Below are 15,457 nucleotides of genomic sequence, written 5' to 3' on the forward strand. Positions count from 1 at the left end.
CGTCACGGGCCGCCGTCGTCCTGTGGAGGAGGGAACCCCGGCATCGAGTGGCCACGAATCGCGACATCTCACCCCCAGATACGGCGTGTCGCCGGGGAGACGCCGTGATTCGTGGCCACTCGACGAAGCCGGACGAGCGGCTCGCTACTCCGGCAGTCCGGCGTAGGAGTGCAGGCCCGGGAAGTAGACGTTGACCACCGCGTAGTTGAAGATGATGCAGGCGAAGCCGATGATCGACAGCCAAGCGGCCCGGTTCCCGGTCCAGCCGCGGGTGGCGCGGGCGTGCAGGTAGCCGGCGTAGACCACCCAGATCACGAAGCTCCAGACCTCCTTGACGTCCCAGCCCCAGTAGCGGCCCCAGGCCTCCTCGGCCCAGATCGCGCCGGTGATCAGCGGGCCGAGCGTCCAGAAGACGAACCCGACGGCGTTCATCCGGTAGGCCCAGTTCTCCAGCGAGGTCGACGACGGCACCATCCGCATGAACTGCCAGCCGCCGGTGCCCTCCAGCTGCCCGGAGGCCAGCTTCAGCTCGCGGCGGTGCTGGACCAGCTGCAGGACGTTCATCGCGAACGTCAGGGTGAACAGGCCCATCGCGAGCACCGCGAGGGTCACATGCACTGCCAGCCACGGAGACTGCAGCGCGGGCTGGACGTGCGCCACAGGAGTCGGGAAGCCGATCGTGGCCCCGGACATCATGACCACCACGAGACCGATCGCGAACGTCCCGAGGAAACGCAGGTCCTTGCGGATCAGCGCCAGCAGGAACACCGCCGAGACGATCAGCGCACCGGTGGTGAGGAACTCGTACATGTTGGCCCACGGCACGCGCCCGGCGGCCACACCCCGGGAGACGACGGCGAAGGCGTGCGCACCGACGGCCAGGATGGTCAGCGCCACAGCCACGTTCGCGAACGGACGGCGGGTTCCCAGATAGGCCATGTCCTCGTCGACGAGGTCCTCCGACTCAGCCGCGATCGGAGATCCTCCCCCGCCTGCGCTGACCAGCGCGTCACGCCGCGCACGTGCCAGCTCAGCCTCGGCCTCCTCAGCGAGTTCGACCTCCAGGCGGCGGATCGTCGCCGAGCTGCGGACCATGTCCACGGCGAAGACAATGAACGCCGCCGTGTAGATCAGCGCGGCGATGAACATGAACAGGTCGCTGTACTGCGCCAGCTCCTGGTTGACAGGATCCATCAGTCCTCCTCCTCAGGGGCCCGCACCGGCCACCGCTTCTCCAGCTGGGTGCGCAGGGCGATGTTCTCGTCCCGCAGGCGGAAGTCCTCGCCCCGGGACAGCAGGCCGTAGCGCACCAGGGTGCGCCCGGCCTCGTTGGTCTCCACAGTCACCCAGGCGCGTCGGCGGCGCAGGAACAGGGACAGGATCAGCCCGCCCAGCGCGGTGAGCGCGAAGACGAGCACCCCGCCCTGCGCAGGGTTGTAGTGGATGTCGATCGCGACGTAGTCCTGGACCTCCTCGAAGGTGATGGACCCCATCTCCTCCGGCAGCTCCTGGGTCTCGCCCGGCTCGAGGACGATGCCGCCGGCATCGACCTCTCGGGAGTTGAGCGTCTGGAGGTTGTCGGTGTCCAGGACGTAGACGTTCTGCGGGATGCCCTCGTCCAGGCCGAGGTCCCCGGCGTAGGAGTTGAGCTGCAGCTGCGGGTTGTGAAGCTCCGGGTCCACCGAGATCGCCGGGCCGCCTTCCTCCGCCTCGTGCGCGGTGGGCAGGAACAGTCCCACGAAGCCGAGCTGCTCCGGCTGGGCGTCCGGCGCCTTGATCACCGACATCGAGGTGTAGACCTGATCGTCCGGGCGGGAGATCACCGGCCCGGAGAAGGCCACCTCGCCCTCACCGTCGCGGACCGTCACCACCGGAGCATAGCCGTTGCCGACGAGGAACACCCGAGCCCCGCCGAGGGTCAAGGGGTGGTTGACCTTCAGCTCCTCGGTCTCGGGCTCGCCGTCGGTGCCCTCCTGGGTGGTCACCGTGGCGGTGAAGTCCAGGGCCTGGCCGTAGTGGGTGGTGGAGTCGCGGTCGAAGACGCGCTCGAACTCGTCCAGGCGCAGGGAGAACGGGTGCAGGTGGGACTCGTCGAACCAGGCGCCCGGATAGAAGTTGTCATAGGCGACCAGCGCGTTGACGAAGCCCTCGTCCTCGATGATCACCTTCTGCCCGCGGTAGCTGATCATCGAGCCCAGGGCCACGCAGATCAGCACACCCACCAGGGCGACGTGGAACACCAGGTTCCCGATCTCCTTGAGGTACCCCTTCTCCGCGCCGATCGACGCCGGTCGCGGCCGGCCCCGGGAGTCCTCTCCGGCGGCGCGCACGTCCACCCGGTAGCGCCGTCGCTTCAGCTCCTCGGCGGCCTCCTCAAGCGCCTGCTCGGGGGCGGGGCCGTCGTCGTCGAGCTCCAGGGCGCCGTACTCGGGCAGCCGCTCCAGTCGGGCGGGGGTGCGCGGCGGGGCAGATCGCATCTGCCGCAGGTGCTTGCGTGCCCGCGGGATGATGCAGCCGATCAGCGAGATGAACAGCAGCAGGTAGATCGCGGAGAACCACACTGAGGAGTAGACGTCGAAGAGCTGCAGGGCGTCGAGGACCGGACCGAGGGTGGGGTTGTCGTCGATCCAGGTCTGCACGGCGAAGGCGTCCTGGACCCGCTGCGGGAAGAGCGAGCCGGGCACCGCGGCCACAGCCAGCAGAAGGAGCAGCAGCAGAGCGGTGCGCATGCTGGTCAACTGGGTCCAGGCCCAGCGCAGCATGCCGGTGAACCCGAGCGTGGGAGGCGAGACCTCCTGGCGCGGGGACTCCCCGGTGGCCGCGTGGAGCGCGTCCTCGCGGGCGTTGTCCCTGTGGGCGGATGGCTGGGTCATCAGATCGGCATCCTCACCTCATTGGCGAACCAGTCCTGGAGCGCGTAGACCCAGGTGTTCCACACCCCGGAGAGCATCAGCAGCCCGACGACGATCAGCACGCCGCCGCCGACTCGCATCACGGCCACACGGTGCTTCCGGAAGAAGGACACCGCCTTCATGCCGCGCTGGATGCCGAAGCTGATGAGGATGAACGGGATCCCCAGTCCGAGGCAGTAGATGAACATCAGAAAGGCCCCGCGGGCCGGGTCTCCGCCCACCGGGGTGGAGAGGGCGAGCACGGCGGCCAGGGTGGGACCGATGCAGGGGGCCCACCCGATGCCGAAGGTCGCGCCCAGCAGCGGGGCGCCGAGCAGCCCGTCCGGCGGGCGGCGCTCGATCTTGCGCTCGCGCTGGAAGAAGCCGAAGGCGCCCATGAACACCAGACCCATGAGCACGACGACGCCGCCGAGCAGCTGGGTCAGCCAGCCGCCCTCCACCCGCAGCCAGACGGTGGCCTGGGTGAACATGAAGCCGATGGCCACGAAGACCGCGGAGAATCCGAGCACGAAGAGGCTGGCGCCGAGCACCATGCGGGAACGCCGACGCTCGGCGAGGTCCACCCCGGAGAGCCCGGTCACGTAGCCCAGATACCCGGGCACCAGGGGCAGCACGCAGGGTGAGAGGAAGGAGACCAGTCCGGCCAGCAGCGCGACCGGGGCGGAGATCAGCAGGGAGCCGTCGAAGACGATCTCCGCGAACCGATTGTTGGCCGTGCCGAGGGTGCTGGCGGCGCTGAGGGTCGCGAACCCGAGGTCGGCGCTCATGCCTGAGAAGACTCCTCCAGCGCGGTGGTGATCAGGGCACGCAGGGTGCCCGGTTCGGCGATGCCGAGGATCCGCGCGGAGACCCTGCCGTCCCGGTCGAGCACCAGGGTGGTGGGGACGGCCGACGGCGGCACATAGTCCGTCATGGCGAGCATCACTCGACCGTCGCGGTCCTCCATGGAGGGGTACTCGATGCCGAAACGGCGTTCGAAGGCCTCGGCGGTGGGCTGGGTGTCGCGGGTGTTGACCCCGTAGAACTGGACGCCGTCGTCGGCGAACTCCTGATGCAGCTCCGCCAGGTCGGGGGCCTCCACACGGCAGGGGGCGCAGGCGGCGTACCAGAAGTTGATGACGACGACCTCGCCGGTCCAGCGGGCGGGGTCCACGGCGGAACCGTCGAAGAGGGTGGACTCGAAGTGCACGGGTTCGCCACGCTCCTCGGGGGCGAACTCCTGGACGGAGCCGTCGCCGGCGACGTAGTTGCTGCCGTCGTTGGCGGCCTGTTCGGCGAGACGGTCGTTCTCGGAGCTGCAGGCGCTCATCACGAGCAGCCCGGCCATCAGCCCGGAGGCGCCGAGCAGGGCGCGACGACTCATCGCGGGACGGCGCGGGGCCGGCTCGTGCGCGGTGGCCTCGGGTGAGCTCATAGGGCGGTCCTTGCGTGGTGACACGGGGTGGGGCGGCTGGCGTCGCGGCCGGAGCCCTGGCGTGCAGGTGCGCCGGCACGGACACCGGCTCAATTCTACAGCTTGTAGTAATCGTGGTCCTGGAGCGGCGTCGTCATATGACCATGCATCTCCGGGACCGGGCCAGAAGTTATCAGCCGAACCTGGGCGTCTGCTTGCCTCGCACTGATCGGCAGGTCAGGCGCCGGGCAGGGCAGTGGCGTCCTTGAGCAGCTCGTGGTTCGGCTCGGCGTAGCTGACCGACTCCACGCCGCGGGGGCCGATGTGCAGGCTGGTGATGGAGGTCAGGGAGCACTCGCGCCGGCGTGGATCGTGCCACAGCGGGCGGTTCTCCGCCCAGAGGCGGGTCACCCAGATCGGCAGCTGGTGGGAGACGACGACGACCTCCGCGCCGTCTCCGTGCTCCGCGACGGCCTGCCCGGAGAGATCCTTGGCCGCGGCCAGCATCCGGCTGGCCTGCTGGGTGTAGGGCTCGCCCCAGGAGGGTCGGAACGGGTTGACCAGCAGCGGCCACCAGCGCGGGTTCCGGAGCTGCTGCTTGACCCGGGAGAGCCCCTCAAAGGAGTTCTCCGCCTCGAGCACGCGCTCCTCCGTGATGACTGGCAGGCTCAGCCGCTCGGCCAGCGGCGCGACGGTCTCCTGGGCGCGCTGCAGCGGGGAGGCGGCAAGCAGATGGACGGGCTGCCCGGCGTCGGACCGGGCGGCGAAATGCTCGGCGATGCCGGCGGCCATGCGATGGCCGAGCTCGGAGAGTCCGTAACCGGGCAGCCGCCCGTAGAGGACCTTCTCAGGGTTGTGGACCTCCCCGTGACGGACGAGGTGGACGGTGGCCGTCGTCGGACCGGTGATGCTGGATGCCATGGACACCAGTGTCGCAGAGTATCGGCCGCCGAGGCGCGGAGACCCACTCTGCCTTTCCCCGGCTCAGAGCGATAAAGTGCTGTCCAGGAGGGCTGAAGGACCCATCGGCGGTCTGGTCAGTGATGACGCCAGCGAGAAGGATCGAGGATCATGAGCACCACCGGTGATGAGAACCAGGGCGGTCCCCAGGGCCCCTACGGACAGCAGCCTCAGTACGGGCAGCCACAGCAGCCGGCGTATGGGCAGCAGAGCCCCTACGGCCAGCCGAACCCTTACGGCCAGCAGAACCCCTATGGACCCTCGGAGCCCGGACAGCAGGACTATTCCCAGCAGCAGTTCCCGCAGACCGCGCCGAACCAGCCTGGCGGTGCGGTGGACGCCTCTGGAAAGCCGAAGCGCCCCACCACCCTGCTGGTCTCGATGGTGCTGCAGCTGCTGACCGGCGTGGTGATGGCGGTCGCCGGCGTCATCTCGGGCGTAGGCATCATGAACGCCCACCCCACTCAGCTGCTGCCCGCTCAGGACTGGGAGGACTTCGCTGACGTCTCGATCAGCGAGGCGGAGGCGATCATGGGCATGCTCGGCGGCATGCTCATCGTCGGCGCGGTGCTCCTGGCGATCCCCTACTTCATCTTCGCCTTCGTCAGCACCCGTGGATCGAACGTCGGACGAATCCTGGCGACGATCTACCTGGCGCTGAGCATCTTCTCAGTGTTCTTCGGGGCCTGGAACCTGCTGCTGGTGTTCCTGCCCAGCATCGCCGCCCTGGTGCTGCTGTGGCTGCCGCCGAGCAGCGCCTATGTGCGGCAGGTCCGCGCGGCCAAGCAGCCGGACGTCCCGGGCGGTCCTGGTGGCCCTGGTGGTCCTGGTGGTCCTGGTGGTCCTGGTGGCTACGGCAGCGGCTACGGACAGGGCGGCTACGGACAGGGCGGCCAGCCCGGTCAGCCCGGCCAGCAGCAGAATCCGTACGGAACCCCGCCGCAGGGTGGATACGGGGCCCAGCCCGGCCAGCAGGGCTCGCCCTACTCGTCCTGACTCCGCGCCGTGGCGGCCGGACTCCTGTGCCTCCTGCTGGCCTGGCGCAGCACCTCGGGATCGCCCTTCGCTCGAGGCGTGGCCGCAGCCGTGCTGCCGCTGAGCCTCAGCGGCTGCCGGGCATCCCGGGGATCGTCGTGAGCATCTGGTCCTCGTAGTCCAGGTAGCACTGGGTCATCGACCGCTCGGTGAGGGCGTTCGCGCGGCACTGGTCGAATTCGGCGGTCGCGCCCCAGAACACCACCTGCGCAGACGCGGTGGCTGCGAACATGCCGCAGCAGACGATCGCGGCCAGGGCGCTGACCAGGATGAGCGCCGGCAGGCGGCGCCGGATCGCCTGGACCAGCAGCACCACACCTCCGATGAGCCCGACGGACCCGGCGGCCACGGCCAGCAGCCGATAGGGCAGGGGAGCCTGCAGTCCGATGTACGCGACAATCAGCGCCACGACCAGCCAGCCGGTGAAGCGGGCGTAGCGGCGGAAGGTCTCCTGATCCAGATCCGCGGCACGACGACGGCCGGGCTTCTCCCCCTCGGGCCGGCTGTTCTCGGATCCGTTCCGGGGCTGCTCCTGCTGCGGTGGCGTGACGCTCATGGCACACCAGCCTACGCGGCGTGCGACCGCCTCGGGGAAGTAGGGTGGAGTCCATGCGCATCGTGGTTCTGGTCTCCGGCTCGGGGACCAATCTCCAGGCCGTCATCGACGCCGTCTCCGCCGGCTCCCTGCCCGTGGAGATCGCCGCGGTCGGCTCCGACGTCGCCGGCTGCGGCGGCCTGGACCGGGCCGAGCGGGCCGGCATCGACACCTTCTCCGTGCCGCTGGCCCGAGGAGGTGACCGCTCTGCCTGGAACACGAACCTCCGGAAGGAGGTCCGCCGTTTCCAACCAGACCTGGTGGTCTCCAGCGGCTTCATGCGCATCCTGGGCTCGGAGTTCCTCGACGGCGTCGGCGCCCCCATCATCAACACGCATCCGGCTCTGCTCCCCAGCTTTCCCGGTGCGCATGCGGTGCGCGACGCCATCGACCATGGTGTGAAGATCACCGGCTGCACGGTCCACCAGGTGGATGCCGGCGTGGACACCGGACCGATCATCGCCCAGGAGGCGGTGCGGGTGCATCCCGAGGACGATGCCGACTCCCTGCATGAGCGGATCAAGGTCGAGGAGCGGCGCCTGCTGGTGGAGACCATCGGCGGGATCGCCGAAGGCCGGATCAGCCTGCCGTCAGGATGATCCGGTCCTTCTGATGACGATCTACATCGACCCACCGGTGTGGCCCGCCCACGGGACCCTCTTCTCCCACCTGATCTCCGACGTCTCCCTGGACGAGCTGCACGACTTCGCGGATCGCTCGGGCATCAGCCCCCGCGCCTTCGACGAGGACCACTACGACGTCCCCCAGCACCGGCATCGGGATCTCATCGCCCGCGGTGCGATCCTGGTGAGCGGGCTCGAGCTGGCCCGGATCCTGGCGGAGTGCGGGCTGCGGATCCGCAGCGTCGAACGTCCCGCGAAGGTGCGGGCGCGGCTCTCCCGGGCGTGGGCGCGGCTGCTGCCCGCAGACGCCACGACCCTGGGCGAGGAGCTGCTGGAACGCTGGTCGGAGCCCCACCGTCACTACCACTCCCCCGCCCATCTGGCCGCTGTGCTGAACGCCGTCGGGGTGCTGCAGCGAGCCGGCGAACTTCCGGAGCACCTCCGCCGGAGCGTCCTGCTGGCCGCCTGGTTCCATGACGCCGTCTACGCCGGCACTGCGGGCCAGGATGAGGAGGACAGCGCCCGGCTGGCCGAGGACCGCCTGCCCGGGCTGCTGCCGGACGGCGAGGTGACCGAAGTGGCCCGGCTGGTGCGGCTGACCGCCACCCACGACCCGCACCCGGCCGACGTCGCCGGTGCCGTGCTGGTGGATGCAGACCTGGAGGTGCTGGGCCGCGCTCCGACGGCCTACCGGCGCTATGCCGACACAGTGCGTCGGGACTACGACCATGTGCCCGACCATCTGTTCCGTCAAGGCCGGGCGCAGGTGCTGGCGAGCCTCCTGGAGCGACCCCTCCTCTACCGCACCGCCGCCGGTCGCCGGCTGTGGGAGCACGCAGCACGGGAGAACCTCAGCGCCGAGCTTGCGCGCCTGCGCCTCGAGTGACGGGGCGGAGGCAGCAGGCTCACGCCTCCGATACGTCATCCCCCGGCTCCTCAGGCCCCTCCGCCCGACGGCGGCGCACCCTGTCCGCGGCCGGGGCGATGAGGTAGCCGAGGATCGTCCCGAGGGCGACCCAGGCGCCCAGCAGCCCGGCGGCCAGCAGCGCATGCGGGCCCACATCGGTGAGCCGCCCGATCCCCAGTGAGATGTGGGAGAGCCACAGCGGCAGCACGACGACGGCCGCCGCCACCCCTCCGGTCAGCAGCCCCAGCGTCAGGGTCGACAGCGACCAGGAGATCGGGCGCCAGGAGATCCGCAGCGCGCACCAGTCGTCCAGATGGTTCTCCCCTTCGCGCATGAGCCACCATCCGGCGATCATTCCGGCCACCAGCGGCACAGCCAGCACAGCCAGCACCGCCTCCCCGGAGGCGGTCGGCAGCGCACCGAGCACGGGCAGGGCGGGCACCGGGCCCAGCTCCAGGGCATGCGGAGCCACGATGGTCCCCGAGCCCAGCGAGAACCCTGCGCCTGTGGTGTAGGCCAGCGTCCAGAGCACCAAGTTCGGCAGCAGCCCCAGGTGCAGCAGGGTCAGTCCCACCACGCCCCACATGCCCGGGTCCAGCTGCTGATAGGTGTTGGCGATCTCCATCCAGGAGAAGCCCACCTGTGCACCCAGCAGCAGCGCAGAGAGCCCGACGGCGGTCACGACGGCGATCAGCCCACCGCGGACCACGGCCCAGGCATAGTGCCCGGCCCACTTCAGCCGCTGGGAGAGCCGCTCCACACGCTCCTCGAGGTCCACTCCGATCAGTCGGGCCCAGGAGCGGGCCTCCACGTAGCTTCCGGCGAGCGCACCGACGGCCATGACCGCGGCTGCGCACAGCGCCGCCCAGTGGAGCTGCACGGTGAAGCCTTCGGCCTGCGCCAGATGCGCGAGGCCGGCGGCCACGGCCGCGTAGCCGAGCACCAGGGCGAGCAGCCCCTGCCAGAGCTGATCGGAGTATGCCCCTCGTGCCAGCCGGCCGCCGGCGCGCCAGCCGAGGGCCAGGGGCACCAGGGTGAGCCCCATGGGCAGCAGATGCAGCCAGCCCTCGGCGAGCGTCACTCCCTCGCCGAGCACGCCGCCGTCGATCGGCACTGCGACCTCCACGGGTGTGCCGTGGATGACCAGCCAGATCTGTGCGGAGAAGACCCCCACGAACTCCAGGTCCATCTGGGCGAATCCGCCGGCCAGCCCCATGGCGAGCACCGGCAGCGTCACCAGCAGGGCGGTGGCCAGCACCACCTGGACGGCCTCGAGCAGGCCCAGCAGCCACAGCGGCGGGGCCGGCAGCCGGAAGCGCCGTCGGGCGCGACCGGGGACGTCGGGGTCACCGGCGGTGCGGGAGTCGGTCTCTGAGGGCGTCATCGAGACCATCGTGCCAGTCGGGGGCACGGATCAGCGGAGCAACAGACCGGCGTCCACCGAACTCTCAGGTTCAGAGCAGCAGCCGGATGCCGGTCCCCATGGCCAGCAGGGAGCCCAGGATGGCGAGGAACACCACGAACCTGCGCACCGTGGAGTCGTCCACGCGGCGCTGGACCCATTCGCCGACCCAGATGCCCAGCACGATGGAGACCACAGAACCCACCCAGGCCCACCACGGCATGTCGGGCATCTGGCCGTCGTCGAAGGCCCACTTGATGCCGAAGGAGAAGGCGGAGATGAGGATCCACAGAGGCTGCAGGGTGGCGACCATGCGCATGATCGGCCAGCGGGAGAGCACCGCGTAGATGGTGATGGCCGGGCCGCCGACGCCGCCGAGCACCGTCCCTACCCCGGAGCCGATGCCGGTGATGATCTGCGCGGCACGGCCGTCTCCGTCGACGGCGGCGCTGATCCGGCTCAGCAGCATGGAGGTCAGCAGTCCGAAGAGCACCAGACCGGCGACCACCACGTAGAGGGGCCCGGGCGGCGAGACCACGGAGATCCAGGCGGCCGCAGGCATGATCAGCACTGCGGGGATGCCGAGCCAGAGGACCTTGCGCCACTCGATGTCGTCCCAGATGCGTGGCAGCACCAGGATGGGGGCGATGATGGACAGGAAGTTCACCAGCATCACGCCCTCGTGGGCGCCGATGAGCACCACCAGGAACGGTGCGAGGATCATGCCGAAGCCGAGCCCAGCGATGCGCTGGATCGTGGCGGCGAGAAGGATGAACGCCACCACCGAGATGGCCATCGTGATGCCCAAGCTGCTCCCCCTCCTGCCGTGGTCGGCCGTGAAGGCCCCCAGTGACTCTACGCCTGCGCCCACAGCGACGCCGAATGCCGTGACGCAGGTCGCAGGGGCTCCTCCGGACCGGCTCCCGCAGGGTTCTCCGCAGGTTCATCTTTCCTCCATGGCGATGACGTCACCAGGGCATCTTCAGCGCACATCCTGGCGTTGTGAAGGTCGTCGTGGTCGCAGAATCATTCCTTCCGCACATGAACGGAGTCACGAACTCCGTGCTCCATGTGCTGGCCCACCTGCGTCGCCGTGGGGACGAGGTGACGGTCATCGCACCGGCCTCGGGTCTGTGGGACGCCGGCGGCGAGGCGCATGAACACTGTGAGGGCTTCCCCGTGGTGCGGGTCCCGTCGTTGCCGTTCCCCGACTACCCCAAGGTCCGTGTGGCCGCAGGGTTCGTGCCACGGATCCTGCACCTGCTGGAGGAGCTGCGGCCCGACGTCGTCCACCTCGCCTCCCCGTTCGTGCTGGGCTGGCGGGCCATCCAGGCCGCCCGGACGCTGGGCATCCCGACGGTCTCGGTCTACCAGACGGAGGTCCCCACCTACGCCGCCCGGTATCGGCTGCCGTGGGCTGAGGAGCTGCTCTGGCAGCACGTGGACCGGATGCACACCAGCTCCACGTTGACCCTGGTCCCTTCGCGCTTCTGCAAGGACCAGCTGCGCCGCCGGGGCATCCGGCGGCTGAAGACGTGGCGGCGCGGCGTCGACCTCCGGCGCTTCTCCCCTGGGCGCCGGAACGAGGCGCTGCGCCGCAGCCTGGCGCCGCAGGGCGAGCGGCTGATCGGCTTCGTGGGGCGGCTGGCCGCAGAGAAGCAGGTGGAGGACCTCGCCGCGCTGAACGACCTTCCGGACAGCCGGCTGGTCATCATCGGCACCGGGCCCGCCGAGGAGCAGCTGCGCCGTCGACTGCCGGGGGCCCATTTCGCCGGCTTCCGAAGCGGGGACGATCTGGGCCGCCATGTGGCCAGCCTGGACATCTTCGTCCACCCTGGGGAGGCCGAGACCTTCTGCCAGACCATCCAGGAGGCCATGGCCGCCGGGGTGCCGGTGGTCGCCGTCGGGCGAGGAGGGCCGCTGGACCTGGTGGACGAGGGCCGCACCGGGTGGCTCTACCAGCCCGGGGATCTGGGGCGGATGCGCTCCGCGGTGGAGCACCTGGTCACCGACGACGACGCCCGCCGCCGTTTCGGGCAGGCCGGAGCCCAGGCGGTGCAGGGGCGCACCTGGGAGGCGATCTGCAACCAGCTGGTCGGCCATTATGCGCGCGCGATCGACGTCAACGAACGGATCCTGCGCATGCAGGCCAAGGACTTCATCCGCCAGCAGAGCCGGCTGGCCGGGATGGTGACCGACCCCTTCGACCTCGCGTGAGACCGGCGGCCGCGCCCGGGCACCGGGGTGGTCTCAGCACCGGAGGTGATGCTTGCCTCGGGCAACCTCCGTAGAGTGGGGACATGACGCAGATCACGCCTTATCTCCGGAACCCGCATCTGGCGGGCGACCTGATCACCTTCACCGCCGCCGACGACGTCTGGCTGGCCCCCGATGCGGGAGGTCGCGCCTGGCGGCTGACCCGAGACGCGGCACCGGTGCGCACCCCGCGCCTCTCCCCCGACGGCTCCCAGGTGGCCTTCATCTCCAGTCGGGACGGTCATCCGGAAGTCTTCTCCGCCACCGTCGACACCGGTGAGATCCGCCGGCTGACATGGTGGGGCGCCGCCAAGGCGGCCATCCTGGGCTGGGCGCCCGACGGCCGGCTGCTGGTGGCCACCCATGCGGTGGAGTCGGTCATCCGCGAACAGGTGGCCCACGCGGTGTCCCTCGACGGCGGCACGGAGCGGCTGCATTACGGCTCGGCCGGAGGGCTGGCGATCAGCGAGTCCGGCATCGTGGCGCTGGCCACCCCGCCGACCCGGCCCGCCGGGCACTGGAAGCGGTACCGCGGCGGCGTGGCCGGACAGCTGTGGCTGGGCGTGGACGGCGTCGACGGCCCCGGCACCGCGGGACGCTGGCGGCGGCTGCTGCCCGAGGAGCCTGCTGGCCTGCTGGACCCCCTGTGGGTGGACGGGCAGCTGGTGATCTCCTCCGACATGGCAGCGACCTTCCCGGAGCGGACCCGTGAGCAGGCGAACCTGTGGGTCCTCGACGGCGCCGGAGCCGAGGGCGCCTCCGAGGCCGACGTCGAAGCTCACCAGCTGACCTTCCAGGGAGAGGAGACCGGATACGTCCGCGACGCGACCACCGACGGTCGCCGCATCACCTGGCATTCCCGGGGCGAGATCTTCATCCTGGACTCCCTGGACGCCCGACCGCGCCGCCTGGAGGTCGCCCTCCCCGGGTCCGCCCCGGCGCCGCTGCGGCTGAAGCCCACGAAGAACCTCGACGTGCTAGCACCGGACTGGACCGGCGACGCCTCTGCGGTGTCCTGGCGCGGCACGACCTGGTGGCTGACCCACCGGGAGGGGCCTGCCCGGGCCCTCGCCGCCGACTCCGGGGTCCGCACCCGCGAGCCCGTGGTGCTGGGGCGGAGCGGGCGGGTCGCCGTCGCCACCGACGCCGAGGGTGAGGACGCCCTGGAGATCCATCTCCTCGACGGTTCCGCCCCGGCGCAGCGCGTGCTGGGTGGAGAGCTCGGGCGAGTGCTGCACATGGTTGCCGACCCGGCCGGCACACGTCTGGCGGTGATCTCCCATGACGGCAGGCTGCGGCTCATCGACCTGAGCGAGTCGGAGGGCCGACTGCAGGCCTCGGCCCGAGAGATCCGGCGCTCCGAGCACGGGGAGCTGCTCGACGCCTCCTTCTCCCCTGACGGCCGCTACCTGCTCTGGTCCGCGCCGACCATGAGCGAGTCACAGATGCATCAGCTGATGATCGCCGACACCGCCAGCGACCCGATCACGCCGCGGGCACTGACCGGCGGCACCTTCCATGACAGCTCGCCGGCCTTCACCGCGGACGGGAAGCACATCGCCTTCCTCTCCACCCGCACCTTGGACCCGCACTACGACGATCACGAGTTCAACCTGTCCTTCGCCGGGTCCGTCCGCCCGTGGCTGCTGCCGCTCTCCGCGGCGGAGCCGGCCCCCTTCGGGCCCAGCGCCGAGGGCTGGCGGATCTCCGCCGGCGAGGAGGCGGGAGCGCGGGGAGACTCCGGCGCAGACTCCGCGGCGGACTCCGCGCCGGTGAGCCCGGACCTGGACGATGAGCACGCCGAGGAGAGGATCGTGGCCTTCCCGGTCGCCTCCGCCCGGTACCGCGACCTGCGAGCGGTCAAGGGCGGGCTGCTGTGGATCCGCCAGGCGGAGGAGACCGGGGAGCTGGGCACCCGCCGCTCCGGAGTCGACGGCGAGAAGCCTGCCGATCAGCTCATCCGCTGGGACTTCACCGCCCGGAAGGCCACCACGCTGGTGGAGAAGCTCGACTCCTATGCGGTCAGCGGCGACGGGTCCCGGCTGGTGGTCCGCTCGGGCGATGAGGTGACCGCGGTGCCGGCCACGCGGAAGGCGGAGAAGGACGACGCCGAACGCGTCACCGTGGACCTCTCCCGGCTGCGGCTCAGCGTGGACAGGCCCGCCGAATGGGCGCAGATGTTCGAGGAGACCTGCCGGCTGATGCGCCAGCAGTTCTGGCGCGAGGACATGGACGGAATCGACTGGGACGCTGTGGTGGAGCGCTGGCGGCCGGTCGTCGCCCGGGCACGCACCCACGATGACCTGGTCGACATCCTCTGGGAGACGGTCGGGGAGCTCAACACCTCCCACGCGTACGTGATGCCGGCCGAGGAGGACGCCGACACCGACCGCCGGCTCGGCCTGCTGGGTGCAGACCTGGAGCCCGCGGGGCTGGAGACCGGCGAGCCCGGCTGGCGGATCACCCGCATCCTTCCCGCCGAGTCCAGCGAGCCGGAGGCCCGGTCGCCGCTGCGCGCCGCCGGGGTGGACGCCCGCGAGGGAGACGTGATCATCGCCGTCGACGGACGCGCCGTGGACCCCGTCGCCGGGCCCAACGTCCAGCTCGCCGGTGCGGCAGGCAAACCGGTGGAGCTGAGTCTTCGACGGCCGGGACCAGCGGGCGAGGAGACGCGTCGCGTCGTCGTCGTGCCACTGTCCGGGGAGGAGGAGCTGCGCTATCAGGACTGGGTGCGCTCACGCCGGGAGTACGTGAAGCGCGCCTCCGCAGGTCGCCTCGGCTACGTGCATGTGCCGGACATGACCTCCACCGGCTGGGCCCAGCTGCACCGCGACCTGCGACTGGCCGCCGGCTGTGAGGGGATCATCGCCGACGTCCGCTACAACCGCGGCGGCCACACCTCCCAGATGGTGATCCAGCGGCTCTCCAAGCAGCTCGTCGCCTGGGCGACCGCACGGGGAGAGTCATCGGTGGAGACCTACCCCCTGGCCGCGCCCCGCGGTCCGGTGGTGCTGGTGGCCAACCGGTGGTCCGGTTCCGACGGAGACATCGTCAACGCCGCCGCCCAGGCCATGGCTCTGGGCCCGGTGGTCGGCGAACGCACCTGGGGCGGAGTGATCGGCATCGACGGGCGGTACTCCCTGGTGGACGGCACGGTGGTCACTCAGCCGAAGTACTCGTTCTGGATCCAGGGGTACGGCTGGGGCGTGGAGAACCACGGAGTGGATCCCGACGTCGAGGTCGTCCATGATCCGGGCGTGTGGTTCGCGGAGGAGGATCCGCAGCTGGACCGGGCGATCGCCGAAGCCTTCGACCGGCTGGAGCAGACGCCTGCGTCAGTGCCGCCGCCCCTGGATCCACCGAAGAACCGCTGA

At 70.5% G+C, this 15,457-nt stretch carries 13 protein-coding genes; 5 read left to right on the plus strand and 8 right to left on the minus strand.

Annotation, left to right across the window (positions count from 1 at the left end; genetic code table 11):
• Positions 1–144: 144 nt before the first annotated feature.
• From ccsB to HNR09_RS04765, 5 genes are all read right to left on the minus strand, one after another.
• On the minus strand, positions 145–1,194 hold the full coding sequence (gene ccsB, locus HNR09_RS04745; protein ID WP_179541003.1) for a c-type cytochrome biogenesis protein CcsB: 1,050 nt from the start codon (positions 1,192–1,194) through the stop codon (positions 145–147).
• Positions 1,194–2,873 (minus strand): cytochrome c biogenesis protein ResB, encoded by a 1,680-nt coding sequence (gene resB / locus HNR09_RS04750; RefSeq protein ID WP_179541004.1) that lies wholly within the window; start codon positions 2,871–2,873, stop codon positions 1,194–1,196. The genes ccsB and resB overlap by 1 nt, the downstream gene beginning before the upstream one ends.
• Positions 2,873–3,679: a cytochrome c biogenesis CcdA family protein gene (locus tag HNR09_RS04755; RefSeq protein WP_179541005.1), complete on the minus strand. Its 807-nt coding sequence runs from the start codon at positions 3,677–3,679 to the stop codon at positions 2,873–2,875. Before HNR09_RS04755 ends, resB begins: the two co-directional genes overlap by 1 nt.
• Positions 3,676–4,326: a TlpA family protein disulfide reductase gene (locus HNR09_RS04760; RefSeq protein WP_246348721.1), complete on the minus strand. Its 651-nt coding sequence runs from the start codon at positions 4,324–4,326 to the stop codon at positions 3,676–3,678. Before HNR09_RS04760 ends, HNR09_RS04755 begins: the two co-directional genes overlap by 4 nt.
• A 216-nt stretch (positions 4,327–4,542) precedes the next feature.
• Positions 4,543–5,226: a histidine phosphatase family protein gene (locus HNR09_RS04765; protein WP_179541006.1), complete on the minus strand. Its 684-nt coding sequence runs from the start codon at positions 5,224–5,226 to the stop codon at positions 4,543–4,545.
• A 150-nt stretch (positions 5,227–5,376) separates the two neighbouring features.
• Here HNR09_RS04765 and HNR09_RS04770 point away from each other — a divergent pair, with 150 nt between their 5' ends.
• Positions 5,377–6,261, plus strand: a complete 885-nt coding sequence (locus HNR09_RS04770) for a hypothetical protein (protein ID WP_179541007.1) — start codon at positions 5,377–5,379, stop codon at positions 6,259–6,261.
• A gap of 106 nt (positions 6,262–6,367) precedes the next feature.
• On the opposite strand, the gene HNR09_RS04775 is transcribed toward HNR09_RS04770, so the two are convergent.
• Complete coding sequence (locus HNR09_RS04775) at positions 6,368–6,856, minus strand: hypothetical protein (protein ID WP_179541008.1); 489 nt, start codon at positions 6,854–6,856, stop codon at positions 6,368–6,370.
• Between the two features lie 53 nt (positions 6,857–6,909).
• Between HNR09_RS04775 and purN the strand changes: the two genes are divergently transcribed.
• Together purN and HNR09_RS04785 are read left to right on the plus strand one after the other, a co-directional pair.
• Positions 6,910–7,494 carry a phosphoribosylglycinamide formyltransferase gene (gene purN / locus HNR09_RS04780; protein WP_179541009.1) on the plus strand — a complete coding sequence of 195 codons (585 nt, stop codon included), beginning with the start codon at positions 6,910–6,912 and terminating at the stop codon, positions 7,492–7,494.
• Between the two features lie 13 nt (positions 7,495–7,507).
• Entirely contained in the window at positions 7,508–8,404 is an 897-nt protein-coding gene (locus HNR09_RS04785) for a DUF4031 domain-containing protein (RefSeq protein WP_179541010.1), read from the plus strand.
• Between the two features lie 19 nt (positions 8,405–8,423).
• Here the strand turns inward: HNR09_RS04785 and HNR09_RS04790 are convergent, their stop codons facing one another.
• Together HNR09_RS04790 and HNR09_RS04795 are read right to left on the minus strand one after the other, a co-directional pair.
• Complete coding sequence (locus HNR09_RS04790; RefSeq protein WP_179541011.1) at positions 8,424–9,809, minus strand: cell division protein PerM; 1,386 nt, start codon at positions 9,807–9,809, stop codon at positions 8,424–8,426.
• A gap of 70 nt (positions 9,810–9,879) precedes the next feature.
• Positions 9,880–10,635 carry a sulfite exporter TauE/SafE family protein gene (locus HNR09_RS04795; protein WP_246348722.1) on the minus strand — a complete coding sequence of 252 codons (756 nt, stop codon included), beginning with the start codon at positions 10,633–10,635 and terminating at the stop codon, positions 9,880–9,882.
• A gap of 233 nt (positions 10,636–10,868) precedes the next feature.
• Here HNR09_RS04795 and HNR09_RS04800 point away from each other — a divergent pair, with 233 nt between their 5' ends.
• Positions 10,869–12,044, plus strand: a complete 1,176-nt coding sequence (locus tag HNR09_RS04800) for a glycosyltransferase family 4 protein (protein ID WP_218881881.1) — start codon at positions 10,869–10,871, stop codon at positions 12,042–12,044.
• A gap of 83 nt (positions 12,045–12,127) precedes the next feature.
• Positions 12,128–15,457 carry a S41 family peptidase gene (locus HNR09_RS04805; RefSeq protein WP_179541013.1) on the plus strand — a complete coding sequence of 1,110 codons (3,330 nt, stop codon included), beginning with the start codon at positions 12,128–12,130 and terminating at the stop codon, positions 15,455–15,457.

Source organism: Nesterenkonia xinjiangensis, from assembly GCF_013410745.1.
Lineage (GTDB): Bacteria > Actinomycetota > Actinomycetes > Actinomycetales > Micrococcaceae > Nesterenkonia > Nesterenkonia xinjiangensis.